Genomic DNA, 13212 nt, shown 5'->3' with positions numbered 1-13212 from the left:
GAAGAGTCTCTTAAATATTTACCGAACTTTAGGTAGAGGCTTATATCTCAAGAGGCAATTATAAGCAAATCCAACGTGAGAAATATGTTCAGAAAATCTGGGCTAACTACACTAATGTCTTCAGCCGTCTGCGCGTTAGTAGCAACTAGCGCAATTGGTGAAACTGTTTTCGCTCAAATACCAGGACAAAAACGAGTAATCTACAAAATTTCTGATATAAACCAGTTTGATGCAGATGCCTTTTGTAGGGGTCGGTATGGAAATTATACATCTGCTCGCCTCGATCCTCAGAATGACGTTGTTATCTGTGGGACACGGCTGTCTCCTACGCAAACTCAAACAGGTGGGCAAGTCGGAGTGCCATCAGGAGTAAGTGGTACAGCAACAAAAACAGTAAGTGACGCTCAGTGGACACAGAATCCCCATCATCTCTCTGAGGTTTGTGAAAAGAAGCATCCGGGCTACGGTACTTGGGTTGGCGATGGAGGACATTCTTGTTACGATAGCTACTGGACATGGTAGACCGAATATCAACAATGTGCCTTGCCTAAAAGGTTAGGACAAAAATTAGGGGAAGGAGGCGATTTTGCAAAACAGCTTCGCTTTCCCTTAATCCAATTTTTAGTAAACGTGCGATCGCCCTTCCAATATCTCTAAAGATTACTCAAAAAATCTTCAACAGAAATCCCTGCCTGATTTAGAATACTTTTGAGAGTTCCAACTGCCAAAGTTTTGCGCTGCATTGGTATTACACAGCCAACCTCGATCGCGCTTTGAGGATTATCTTCATCATCTATCGGTAATCGTTTCTTCAAAATAGCATGACTGCCTCGCTGCCTTACTTTAATAAAGCCTAAGCCTTCCAAAGCGCGGATGGTTTCTGCACTACTGACTCGTGGTAATTTAGGCACTCAATACCTCAAATGTAGTTAGCAGGCGAGGCGAAGTTTTAGGTAGAGGGAATTCTTCTAAATAAAGTTCCGTTGCTTCTTTGAGATTGGCGATCGCCTCTTCTATCGTATCTCCTTGACTAGCTGTTCCCACTTCAGGACACTCGGCTACATAAACATCCTCTTCCCAATAAACAATTGCCGTGAAAGTATAAGACATTTTTTTGCCAAATTCTTTTTACTCAATATAGCTATTCTTAGAAGGAAAACTACAGAATTGTCAAGTAAGTATCTACTGATTCTGAGGGTAAAACCTTTAAAGTTTGGTTGCGTAGGTCGGGTTCTAATCCCAAAGCTTCCAGAGGAATTACGCCGATTAAAGCATCTCTGCCTCCTGGTAATTCTAAACATTCAAAAGTGCCTTCTCGACCGCATAAAGATATTTTGGCATCTTGAAATATTCGTGCTTTGCTGATGCCTGTGGTAGTGGCGACATCAACTTCTTTGAGGAGTTCAAGACCCAGTTGTGAGATCGCCACTGGAGGCAAGCATAATGTAGTTGCACCCGTGTCTACCAAAACGTTATCTAGCGTGAGGGAACGTATTTGTTCAGTTGGAATGAATCCTCGTGCAGCAGCAGATTGGTCGGCACGATTGGTAATCGTCAGCGTTGTTAAAACTTTACCCATTGATTTGTCGGAAGTTGCGTACATTGTGATCAATCCTCCGAGTTACTGTATCTTAAATTATGACACATTTGGCATCTGGCACAAAAGAACTTTATCATGTTCTCGACCAGAGAATTTATCTGCATTATCTTCTAATGGTAAAGCCGCGATCTCTGCGAGAATATCGGCATGACTTTTATGCTGAGAATCAGACGTTTTCGGAATAACAATTATTTCAACGCTGGTTCCCTCTGGAAGTTCGATTGGCTGCATTAGCCGCAACACTCCCTTTTCATAAATGGCTGCAATTGTCATTGTCATTTGATTATCCTCTCTTAAACTTTAACAACATAACATTTAGCAAGGATGATTCGCGATCGCGTTTCCTTGAGGTCTTTCTTGAGTCAACGCGCTCTTATAGAAACCCCTTGTTTGAGGGTGAAGAAACCGGGTTTCTGATAGTTTTGCTATTTTTGGGAGTTTTGCTCTACCTATTAGCTTAAGCTACACAAACAAAACCCGCCGACCCGGGTTGAAGATTCTGGGGGTGGATTTTTCCTCCCCACATACCCCCTTTGTCCGCGCAGGCGGACATCGTTTGTGTAGCCGCGATTTCAATCGCCGAGGGCTTTATTTCTTATGGGGAATGTCACATTACATTAAAGTCACATTACATCAAAGTCACATTATATCAAAGTCACATTATATCAAAGTCACATTATATCAAAGGCGGTTGAAACCGCATCTACACAAACAAAACCCGCCGACGCGGGTTAAAGATTCTGGCTGCAATTTCAATCGCCGAGGGCTTTTTACCCATGGGAAATGTCAGATCAAATCAAAGTATTTTCATCGCTTCCACAACTTTTTGAGAAATAAAAGGTAAAATTTCCTCGTTTTTACTTTGGGCTTTTCCTTCCGTAAATACTACTAATAAATAGGATTGAGTTGCATCAAGTTCAATATAAGCCGCATCATGGCGAACTTGGCTAGTATGTCCGGCTTTTGACCAGAGTTTTGCCGTTTTAGGTAATCCACCTCCGAGAAAACCTGCGACTTGATTCTCTGGATTTTCCGCTAAATCTTTGGGGTCAAGACTGCGTTGAATTAATGTCATCATCTGACCCGAAGCAACGGAAGAAACCGCCACTCCACCAATAATACTATGCAATAATCGAGCGGTGGCATTAGTGGTTAACATATTGCGATTTTCCATTAATTCCCCTAAAAAAATCCGTTCTCGACCATAGGCTCCATCACCCCAAGTTTTTTGATTCACATTAATTGATTCAAATTCCGGCCAGTTAAGGGTTTGTAAATAACGATTAACTAAATTACGCTGACTTTTCCAGGTTTCAAACGGCCCTGTGGATAATTCTGGCCCGCTGGTAGTTCCGGTTAATACATCAACTACTAAACTGGTAGCATCGTTACTAGAATTAATCATCATATCTCTAGTGGCTCTTTCTAATTCTGGGGTTGTCCGTAACATTCCCTTCTCTTTCCACTCAAAAACAGCCAGTAAATAAAATAATTTCACAATACTAGCCGGATAAATTCGTTCAATTCCCCGATAGTTAAATCCCCGCACGGGATATTTCCAAAAGTCTTCCGGGGTTAAGGCACCCCCGGTATTAACAGAAATAGGCGGGTCATATACTAACCAAGTCATAGCCACTTGATTGGCGGCTAAACCTGGAAATTGGGTGCGAGTTGCATTTATAATGCCAATGCCTTGGGTTTCTAATTGTTCATCGGAATGGAAAAAAGTCATTTCAGGTGTCAGTGTCAGGTTTGCTGGTTTTGGCTAAGTGTCAAAAGTCAACCCTCAACCGTCAATATCCATTAAATTAATATCCATTAAATTAATTATGATTGCCAAACCCTTATCAGATATGATTGAGTATTGCTGTAAAGAGAATTTAGATCTCTATGATGGAGCGGACTGCCAAACTTTAGCAACGCAAGCAGCTGCCTCTCGTCATTTACGTCTACTTCCCAAACCCACAAATCACACAGATAATTCCCCTAATATTCTAGTTCAATTATGTGAAGATAATTATACCGCTTGGCTACGCACTGGCGATCAAAAGCATTTAGAGATGGCGACTCAACCTTATCTTCCTCCGATTTGGTCAGAGGCTCAAATTCAAGCTGCAATTCCCCAGATTATTCAGTTTACTCAAGCCGCAATGGCAACCCCCAATTATTATTTTTGGGGCGGAACAATCGGCCCTAATTATGATTGTTCGGGTTTAATCCAAGCTGCCTTTGCTGATGCCGGAATTTGGATTCCTAGAGACGCCTATCAACAGGAAGCCTTTGCCAAACCAATCACTTTTAATCGAGAACAATTAGATTTTTCGAGTCTTCTCCCTGGGGATTTAATATTTTTTGGAACCGTTGAAAAAGCGACTCATGTTGGATTATATCTCGGAGACCAACAATATATTCATAGTTCGGGTAGCGAACATGGTCGTAACGGCATAAAAATTGATGTATTATCATCAACAGGAGATGCTTGTATTCAGTATTACTTTAAACAGTTACGGGGAGCAGGACGAATAATTTCTAGTTATCAAACTGCTTCTTAATTCCATCTCAAGTGAAGTCATCTGCTGCTTAACGGGGGTAGTTTGTCAGCGAATCAATATAGTTTGGGATTAAGATTGGATATCGATATCCCTAGAAAACTCATACAAATTTTTTCCCGTGGTCTTAGCCCGATACATAGCCGTATCTGCTAACTTAATTAAGGTTTCCATCTCTTGAGCATCCGTTGGATATAAACTAATTCCAATGCTAGTAGTAATTGAGATTTTGTGTCCTTCTAAAACCGTATCTTGAGTAATGGTATCGAGGATTTTTTGGGCTACCCGGGCAACATCCGACTTGCTGGGAATACCCGGGAGAATCACGGTAAACTCATCCCCACCCAATCGAGAAACCGTATCACTCCCCCTTAAACACCCCTTCAGTCTGTCCCCAATGGTTTTGAGGAGTAAATCTCCAATCTGATGACCGAGGCTATCGTTGACGTGCTTAAAGTCATTGAGGTCTAAAAATAACAGCGCAACCATGCGATTTTGACGATTAGCCCATTCTAGGGATTGAGTTAAACGTTCTTGGAATAAAATTCGGTTGGGAAGTCCGGTGAGGGGGTCATGTTCGGCGGAAACCCGCAATTGGGCATTAGACCGCTTCAGTTCAGCAGCAATTTGTTTTAAATTGTCTTCTAACAGTTTACGTTCGGTAATATCTCGAATCACTCCCACTAAATAGAGATTTCCCGCCGCATCTCGGTGGAGCGATCGCTTTGTGGCAATATAATGGGTAATCCCATTAATATCGGTCAACTGTTCTTCATTTTCCTGTTCCCAAGTCGTATTAAATGCCATTTCATCCTGTTGACGAAACAGTTCGGCTTCATGTTTAGGAAAAAGTTGGTCATCACTCTTTTCCATCAACACATTTAACGGATAACCCACAAACTTACAATAGGCTTGATTTAACACAATTTTCTGATGCTCTTTATTTTTCACAAAAATCGGGTCGGGAATCGTATTAATAATACTTTGTAAAAATTCGGTAGACCGTTTTAACTCTCCTTGTAAATGCGCTAAATAAGCAATAATTACCCCCGCAGACCCGATTAAAGCCAAGTGAGCCGGAACCACGGGAATCCACCACCCTTGCAGAAAAGCCAGGTAAGTAACCCCGGTAATCCCAATACTAATTAAAATGATTAAGGACACCGAACGTCGGGGGGATTGAAGTTTCCAACTCAAAGCAGCCCCTACCCAAGACCATCCAAAAATCCACAGCCATTCTAAGGGTTCTGGCCAGACTTTGATTAACGTTCGACCATCTAAAACTGAACTAATAATTTGACTGGTTAATTGGGCTTGTAGTTCAACGCCATACATCGGTTGAGAAGACTTAAATATCCCATCACTATAGGAGGTAAATTCTGAATCTTTAATACTCGGAGCCGTAGAACCAATAATCACAATTCGATTTTTAATTAAATCAGGAGAAACTCGATTTTCTAAAATATCTCGCATCGGAATGGAGGGGAATGTTCCCGCCGGCCCTCGCAAATTAATCAAGAATTGATAACCGCCATCATCGGCCCTAATATAAGAGCCATCATTGGGTTGAAACCGACGAAATACTGTATTTTTAAATTGTAATTCATTAGGATTTTGGGGAGAAGGTTTAGCTTCAATTCCTTTGTTTTTTAAATAAATTGAAGCTAGTTGTAAAGCAAAACTTTTGCGAAATTTTTGCTTGTTTTCTGTGTCGGTAAGATAGAGTAATCCCCTGCGAGCCTTGCTGTCAGCATCTCGAGGTACATTATTAAAACCAATTTTATTTTTATTTTCTAAAATCTCAGGAGGGCGCACCCCAGATTTCCCACTACTTTCTACTAATTCAATGCCAATTAAATTGGGAATCGTTTTGAAAGCCTTGGCTAATTCTGACTGTCCGGGTTCAATGGGTAAATCTCTGTAAATATCTAAACCAATAGCTTGTGGTTTAGCCGCATTAACTTTTTGTAAAAGTCGAGCTAAAGTTCTATCGGAAATGGGAAACCCATACTCTTGTAAATCCTGCTCATCAATCCCAATAATTAAAATCCGATCATCTACAGATTCTAAGGGACGTGCTCGAAAATATTGATCATAAAGCGTCCATTCCGACGGTTGCAAAATTCCTAAAAATCGAATAAAAATCACCACGACCGTCACACCGGAAGCGGTGAATAATACTCGACCTTCTTGAGATAACCAGTGCTTGAGCGGAATTTGACGGCAATACTCTTTAAATATTTTGAACATCGGTCGCAACGATCCTATTTATTTATCTGTTCAAAGTCACTGTCTTACGAATTACGAATTACGAATGGGTTTTGGGTGATATTCAGCGAGCAAGGACGCACTGCTACGCAGGGCTAACGCCAACGCACTGCTTGGTGCTCCCCCTGCCTCCCCTGCTCCCCCTGCTTCCCCTGCTTCCCCTGCTCCCCCTGCCTCCCCTGCTCCCCCTGCTTCCCCTGCTTCCCCTGCTCCCCCTGCTCTCTTTACTTCCCCTGCTCCCGTTGCCCCTGATAGTCGGATAATTCAGCTAATTTTTCTAAAGGTTGGATTCCCGGGTATAATTTACCCCCTATTTCCCAAGTCGGGAAACCCTGAATACCAGCTTTTTTGCAAAGTTGGGTTTGAGAATTTTTGCCGTCAGTAGTGCACTCAATATAATTAATTATAGCAAACGCCTCTTTCCCAAAGAGTTGTTTTTGATCGTAACAGTGAGGACACCAATAGGCTCCATATTCCTTGGCTCCAATTTGGGTCAAGTGACGAGCTAAAGCGATTTCTGCTGGCCCGGATGTGGTAGTAATCGCTAACCCCGTGTTACCACCACTACTATCACTGAAAGAGTTGGGAGTATTGATGTCGCCAACGCTATTGTATAAACCCAGAGCTACAATTGCGGTAATCATCCCGACCCCAAGACCCGATAACCAAAGTTGACCCCGATCTTCCCAATGGGTGCCTATTAAAGTTATAACAAATAGACTCACACAGAAAAAAGCCGAGGCAATACAGTAGGGGCATATTGCCTGAATTCTGAAAAATAGCAGAAACATTAAGTAACTACTGAAACAGACCATGGCAGTAGTTACAAGAAATAGAAGAAACCTCGTCTGAGTTTCCACCGCTTGGCGACGGGCTTTTTGGGTCGTAGGGTTAAAAACCAAAGGAGCAATAGCTAACAGCAAAACCGTCGTATAGGCCAAAAACCCAAATAGAGTTAAGGGTAAACCCAAGACCGTCGCATAAGGACTATTGAGAACTTCTTCACAGCCAGAAGTGGGACAAACCGCCGTCCCACCCAGGAGTTTAATACTGGTTAAATAGACATTTTCGATCACACCGATTAGAGCGATCGCCACAATAATCGGCCGTGACCAGTGATGAATCCAAGGGGTAGAACGTCCCATAAATCAGTTATCGGTAAACAGTTATCAGTTATCAGTGTAAGAGTGAACAGTTAGGAGTCAAGACAATCAACTCGCTATTTCACTGATTATTTCTTGCTTTGACTAATCACCGATAACTGATGACTGATCACTGATAACTGATTCAAGTTCCGGCGGGTTGTTTCTACAAACTGACTGACCCGACTGGGATCAATCGGTTGATGAATCTGTCCATGGCGTTTTAGGGAACTGGACACAATCACCCCATCGGCTGCTTGGATTAAGGTTCCCACATTTTCCCAACTGGCACCACTGCCGATAAAGACAGGAGTTCCCATCGCCGCCGCCCGGGCTAGTTCTAAATCTTCTAAACTGGGGGGACTGCCCGTAGACCAACCGGACAGAATTACCCCATCGGCCAAGGCCCGCTCAATCGTTTCTTGGACAGCCGTTGTCAGGTTAGGAGATCCCAAGGGACGACCATGTTTGACCAAAACATCGGCTAGAATTTTGACATCACTGCCTAATTCTCGCCGATAGCGCAGGATCTCATGGGCGTGACCTTCGATAATCCCTTGATCTGTGGCCATAACGCCATTCAAGACATTAACGCGGATAAATTTAGCCCCCGTACAGGCGGCAATGGCTAAGGAACTGTGAGCGTCGTTACGCAGTACATTAATCCCAATTGGCAGTGTCACTAAGTTCATAATCCGCTGCACAATCAGGGTCATGGCGCTGACAACGGCCGGATCAACTTGATCCTTAGCAAAGGGAGCATCAAAAAAATTCTCGACGATGATGCCGTTGACCCCGCCCGAAGCCAGGGCTGTTGCCTCTTGTTCAGCGCGGTCAATAACCGTTTTGAGATTTCCTCCCCAACGGGGAGAAGTCGGTAGGGGCAACAGATGTACAACACCGATAATAGGATTGGGAGTTTTAAAGATTTGATCTAAGTCCACAGATTTACCTACGACCACCAAAGTTTTACAGCCTCACCTCTATGCCCAAGGCTAAGGCAGAGCATGGGTAGTCTGAAAATGAATAAAGACATTACATTATACAGTTATCAGTTATCAGTTATCAGTTATCAGTGCAAGAATTAACAGTCTTCTGTTGTACTGATTAGGTGTTTACTGATTAGGTGATAGACTATAATCAGCAGTCTATCATATTACCAGTTACCAGTAATCAGTTATCAGTTATCAGTAAAGAATTGAATAGTCGATTAACTTTTAACTCGTACAGACGCGCTCAGGTAAATCTCTACACTGATAACTGATCACTGATTACTGATGAAAATTGTTCTAGTCCTGTTGGAAATATTGCTCGTTGTTTTGATGGTGGTGGAGATTGGGTTACGTCTGCGTTTTGGGCTGGGCTCTCCCGTCTTGTATTTGGGGGACTCGGACATCGGTTATTTATTAGCCCCAAACCAGAAAACCCGTCGTTATGGCAACCAGATTGAAATTAATCAATATTCAATGCGAAGTGCCTCTATTACTCCCCTTCCCATTTCTGGAACGCGGCGGGTGATGTTGTTAGGGGATTCTTTGGTGAATGGGGGATGGTGGACAGACCAATCTCAAACTCTGTCGGCGTTGATTGGCCAACAGCTAGGTCGTCAGGGGCAGGGGGAAGTCCTGAATGTGTCGGCTAATTCCTGGGGGCCACCGAACCAATTGGCCTATTTACAACGGTTTGGACTGTTTGGGTCAGAGGTGATTGTGTTATTGATCAATACCGATGATTTATTCACTGGGCCGCCGAATCCCGGCGTTGTAGGACGCGATCGCAACTACCCTAATACATCACCTCGTTTAGCGTTAGTGGAGGTGTTTAATCGCCGTTTAAAACCCTCTGAACCGATTCCGACCGCCCAACAACCCCAACCTTCTGACCCGGTGGGATATAATTTGGAGAAGATCCAAGGGATTGAAGCGATCGCTCGGCAAAATAATGCTAACTTTATATTAGCCATGACCCCCTTATTGCGAGAAGTCGGTGAACCCGGATCCCGGGATTATGAAATTAAAGCCCGTCAACGATTGACGGAATTCACCCAGGCTCAAAATTGGATTTATATTGATTTTTTGCCGATCTTTAAAGCCACTTCTCAACCCGAAACTCTGTATCGAGATCATATTCATTTGAGTCCCTCTGGGAATCAATTGGTCAGTGAAAAGATTAGTCAAAGGTTAGAAGAAGAATTGAGGGTTAAAAATAAAAATAAATGAAATAGACAGGTTGAATCAGGTGAAAATATTAACTATGCAAGGTACTTTAATTAATCGATATGCTCCAGATTTTGAATTACCAGGAATTGATGATGAAGTTCACCATTTGGCTCGTTATTTAGAAGAATATAGAGCCGTTGTCGTGATTTTTATGTGTAACCATTGTCCCTATGTTCATTCATACTTACATCGCCTGAAACAGTTACAACAAGACTATCAGGAACAGGGTGTAATTTTAGTTGGTATTAATGCCAATGATGCCACTCAATACCCCGATGATAGTTTTGAGAATATGAAAATCTTTGCTAGAGAACAGGGATTGAATTTTCCTTATATTCGAGATATTACCCAGGATGTAGCCCATTGTTTTGGGGCAACTAACACCCCGGAAACGTTTTTATTAGATCGGTCAGGAATTGTGCGCTATCAGGGCTTAATTGATGATAGTCCCCAACTGGCTGAAAATGTCACTGTTCCCTATTTAAAAAATGCGATCGCCCAACTCCTGAACCACGAACCGATTACGACCGAATGCACCGATGCGATCGGTTGCTCGATTAAATGGAGACATTGATAGCTCGGAAAACCATAGACAAATATCTCAGGTCTTAATTGGATCTAAATCCAAAAAACTGAAACAATAGAGGTAAATTTATAACTGATAATGCGGATACTTGATGACTGATGACTGAATATATCCTGATATGATAACCCCGAGGTCTAAGCGACGGGTAACGATAAACCTAATCCGTTCACGAAAATTGGCGATCTTGATGAATACAAAGGCTATGGGGGTATAGATGGGAACAGCGTACAAACGCATTTTACTCAAATTAAGTGGCGAAGCCCTGATGGGAGATTTGGGCTATGGCATTGATCCATCGGTGGTTCAAGAGATCGCTCAAGAAGTCGCCGAAGTGGTAAATCAAGGAGTACAAGTCGCCATTGTGGTCGGGGGCGGTAACATTTTTCGGGGGGTGAAGGCCGCCGCCGGGGGCATGGATCGAGCCACAGCCGATTATGTCGGTATGATTGCTACGGTGATGAATTCCATTACCTTACAAGATGCCTTAGAACAAATTGGGGTTCCAACCCGGGTACAAACGGCGATCGCCATGCAGGAAATCGCTGAACCCTATATTAGACGCAAAGCCATTCGCCACCTAGAACTCAATCGGGTGGTGATTTTTGGGGCGGGTTCGGGAAATCCTTTTTTCACCACGGACACCACCGCAGCGTTAAGGGCGGCGGAGATTGATGCGGAAGTGATTTTCAAAGCGACCAAGGTAGACGGCATCTATGATAGCGATCCGAAACATAACCCGGACGCCAAACGCTACCAAACATTGACATACAGCTACGTTCTCACCCATGATTTACGGGTGATGGATAGTACAGCGATCGCGCTGTGCAAAGAAAATAATATCCCGATTATTGTATTTGATCTCACTGTGCGGGGAAATATCAGCCGGGCGGTGAGTGGTGAACCTGTTGGAACCTTAGTTGGAGGTTTGTGTGAAGTTAGCTGAAGTTGAAGATCACATGGTTAAAGCATTGGAGGCGGCTCAGCGCTCCTTCAATACTATTCGGACTGGACGAGCAAATACCAGTTTATTAGATCGAATCATCGTGGAATATTACGGGAGTCAAATGCACTTAAAAGCATTGGCGAACATTAGCACCCCCGACTCCACCACCATTGCCATTCAGCCGTTTGATCGCAACACCCTGAATATTATTGAGAAAGCGATTTTGATGTCGGATATTGGGTTAACACCGAATAATGACGGTTCTGTGATCCGTCTGAATATCCCCCCTTTAACCAGCGATCGCCGAAAAGAATTAGTCAAACAAGTGGCTAAATTGGCCGAAGATGGCAAAGTCGCCGTCAGAAATATTCGTCGGGATGCAATTGATTCGATTCGGAAACAGGAAAAAAGTAGTGAATTCTCAAAAGATGAATCTGCTGATTTACAAGATTCCGTTCAGAAACTAACAGACAAGTACATCGCTAAAATCGATGAAGCCTTGGCGGTCAAAGAAAAAGACATCACCACTGTTTAACACCAGGGTGAGAGTTGAAGTTGGGGATTTGTTATTAACAGTTAATCCCCGCTTCATCCTTAAGCGAAAAAACCATCAAAAATAGGCAATAGTCAACAATTATCAGTACAAGAGTTCATAGGTGAATCAATACACTCTTGGCTGATAACTCTGATAACTGATAACTAATTAGTAGTTCTTATGACAACAATATTTGACTGTATTATTGTTGGTGCTGGCCCAGCCGGAGGAGCAGCAGCCTATCATTTAGCCAAACGCGGACGTTCGGTTTTAATTCTGGAAAGAGAAACTTTTCCCCGCTTAAAACCCTGTGGAGGGGGAGTTTCTCCGGCGATCGCCCAATGGTTTGATTTTGATTTTAGCCCGGCAATTTCGACAACGGTGGAACGAATTCGCTATACCTGGCAATTAAATGATGCGGTAGAATCCGATATTCCCGTTCCGATGTGGATGGTGCGACGGGATGTATTTGATCAATTTCTCATCCAACAGGCTAAGGGTCAGGGAGCCCAACTCCAGGACAATACAGAAGTTACCGGGATTGAATTTAAAAGCGATCGTTGGCAAGTGAATACCACCACTGAACCCCTAACCGCTAAATATTTAATTGGGGCTGATGGGGCTAAAGGTTCAATGGCAAAATGGTTAGGACTGAAACAGTCTAAACTGCGTCAAAGTCAATTTATGGAAGTGGTAACGGATCAACCGTTATTACCCAGTTTTGAATTTGGCATGGTAAAAAATGGTAGTATTTGGGGATTCCCCAAGGCCGATGGTTACTCCTTGAGTATTGCTACTTTTATCGGGGGAGAACCTAAAAATCTGAAGCAGGACTTACTGGATTATGCCAGTAAAGCGAGTTTAGGCAGTGCAACTATTTATGACCATCCTCTGTGTCTCTGGGATGGAGATAAAACTTTACATACCCAAAATGCTCTAATTGCCGGAGAAGCAGCCAGTTTAGTTGATCCATTATCAGCCGAGGGCATTCGTCCTTCAATCCTGAGTGGAGTTAAAGCCGCAGAGGCGATTGATCAAGCCTTAGGCGGTGTCGGTAATGCTTTAGAAGGCTACACCCAAGTCATGAAAGATGAATGGGGCGCAGATATGGTCTGGGCCGGACGTCTAGGCGGTGCATTCTATCGTTTTCCGAAAGTTGCTTATAAGGCTGGAGTAAAAATGCCCGCCGCCACAAAGATTATGAGTAAAATTTTCTGTGGTCAACTGCGCTACGGAGATATTGCCAGTAAAGCCATTAAACAATTAATGCCCTTTTAATCAGTTATCAGTTATCAGTTATCAGCTATTAGTCATTGGTTATCATTTATCAAAGAAGAAAATAAGTAGGGACGAGATCTCCTCCATCAGTG

At 43.1% G+C, this 13212-nt stretch carries 14 protein-coding genes; 6 read left to right on the top strand and 8 right to left on the bottom strand.

Translation table 11 applies throughout. From position 1 onward, the window contains the following. Window positions 1-653: 653 nt before the first annotated feature. From AC2D3N_RS04740 to AC2D3N_RS04720, 5 genes are all read right to left on the bottom strand, one after another. The gene (locus tag AC2D3N_RS04740) at window positions 654-911 is read right to left on the bottom strand and encodes a type II toxin-antitoxin system HicA family toxin (RefSeq protein WP_484692930.1); all 258 of its coding nucleotides are present in this window, start codon (window positions 909-911) and stop codon (window positions 654-656) included. Continuing rightward, window positions 904-1110 carry a type II toxin-antitoxin system HicB family antitoxin gene (locus AC2D3N_RS04735; protein ID WP_007354027.1) on the bottom strand — a complete coding sequence of 69 codons (207 nt, stop codon included), beginning with the start codon at window positions 1108-1110 and terminating at the stop codon, window positions 904-906. The genes AC2D3N_RS04740 and AC2D3N_RS04735 overlap by 8 nt, the downstream gene beginning before the upstream one ends. Before the next feature lie 49 nt (window positions 1111-1159). After that, window positions 1160-1603, bottom strand: coding sequence for an aspartyl protease (locus AC2D3N_RS04730; protein WP_484692929.1), 444 nt, complete (start codon window positions 1601-1603; stop codon window positions 1160-1162). A gap of 33 nt (window positions 1604-1636) precedes the next feature. Next, a complete protein-coding gene (locus tag AC2D3N_RS04725; RefSeq protein ID WP_484692928.1) occupies window positions 1637-1879 on the bottom strand; it encodes an antitoxin family protein in 243 nt (80 codons plus the stop codon). A gap of 517 nt (window positions 1880-2396) precedes the next feature. Continuing rightward, a complete protein-coding gene (locus tag AC2D3N_RS04720; protein WP_079678735.1) occupies window positions 2397-3332 on the bottom strand; it encodes a serine hydrolase in 936 nt (311 codons plus the stop codon). A gap of 97 nt (window positions 3333-3429) precedes the next feature. Between AC2D3N_RS04720 and AC2D3N_RS04715 the strand changes: the two genes are divergently transcribed. Then, complete coding sequence (locus AC2D3N_RS04715) at window positions 3430-4152, top strand: C40 family peptidase (RefSeq protein ID WP_484692927.1); 723 nt, start codon at window positions 3430-3432, stop codon at window positions 4150-4152. 69 nt (window positions 4153-4221) lie between these two features. Here the strand turns inward: AC2D3N_RS04715 and AC2D3N_RS04710 are convergent, their stop codons facing one another. From AC2D3N_RS04710 to btpA, 3 genes are all read right to left on the bottom strand, one after another. Further along, the gene (locus AC2D3N_RS04710) at window positions 4222-6399 is read right to left on the bottom strand and encodes a CHASE2 domain-containing protein (protein WP_484692926.1); all 2178 of its coding nucleotides are present in this window, start codon (window positions 6397-6399) and stop codon (window positions 4222-4224) included. 242 nt (window positions 6400-6641) lie between these two features. Continuing rightward, a complete protein-coding gene (locus AC2D3N_RS04705; protein WP_079678732.1) occupies window positions 6642-7562 on the bottom strand; it encodes a vitamin K epoxide reductase family protein in 921 nt (306 codons plus the stop codon). Window positions 7563-7648: 86 nt separating this feature from the next. Beyond that, window positions 7649-8503 (bottom strand): photosystem I biogenesis protein BtpA, encoded by an 855-nt coding sequence (gene btpA / locus AC2D3N_RS04700; protein WP_079678731.1) that lies wholly within the window; start codon window positions 8501-8503, stop codon window positions 7649-7651. A gap of 333 nt (window positions 8504-8836) precedes the next feature. On the opposite strand from btpA, the gene AC2D3N_RS04695 reads away from it, so the two are divergent. The 5 genes from AC2D3N_RS04695 to AC2D3N_RS04675 all read left to right on the top strand — a co-directional run bounded on the left by AC2D3N_RS04695 (window position 8837) and on the right by AC2D3N_RS04675 (window position 13120). Beyond that, window positions 8837-9778: an SGNH/GDSL hydrolase family protein gene (locus tag AC2D3N_RS04695; RefSeq protein WP_079678729.1), complete on the top strand. Its 942-nt coding sequence runs from the start codon at window positions 8837-8839 to the stop codon at window positions 9776-9778. A 34-nt stretch (window positions 9779-9812) separates the two neighbouring features. Then, window positions 9813-10352 (top strand): thioredoxin family protein, encoded by a 540-nt coding sequence (locus AC2D3N_RS04690; protein ID WP_079678727.1) that lies wholly within the window; start codon window positions 9813-9815, stop codon window positions 10350-10352. A gap of 226 nt (window positions 10353-10578) precedes the next feature. Beyond that, entirely contained in the window at window positions 10579-11307 is a 729-nt protein-coding gene (pyrH, locus tag AC2D3N_RS04685) for a UMP kinase (protein ID WP_079678726.1), read from the top strand. Next, window positions 11294-11842 (top strand): ribosome recycling factor, encoded by a 549-nt coding sequence (gene frr / locus AC2D3N_RS04680; protein ID WP_079678724.1) that lies wholly within the window; start codon window positions 11294-11296, stop codon window positions 11840-11842. Before pyrH ends, frr begins: the two co-directional genes overlap by 14 nt. A 189-nt stretch (window positions 11843-12031) precedes the next feature. Then, window positions 12032-13120 carry a geranylgeranyl reductase family protein gene (locus AC2D3N_RS04675; protein WP_079679562.1) on the top strand — a complete coding sequence of 363 codons (1089 nt, stop codon included), beginning with the start codon at window positions 12032-12034 and terminating at the stop codon, window positions 13118-13120. Window positions 13121-13212 lie beyond the last annotated feature (92 nt).

Source organism: Planktothrix sp. PLAVEN19ND, assembly GCF_057220675.1.
The sequence above is the reverse complement of the archived record's forward strand: the minus strand, read 5'-3'. Positions and strand labels throughout refer to the sequence as shown.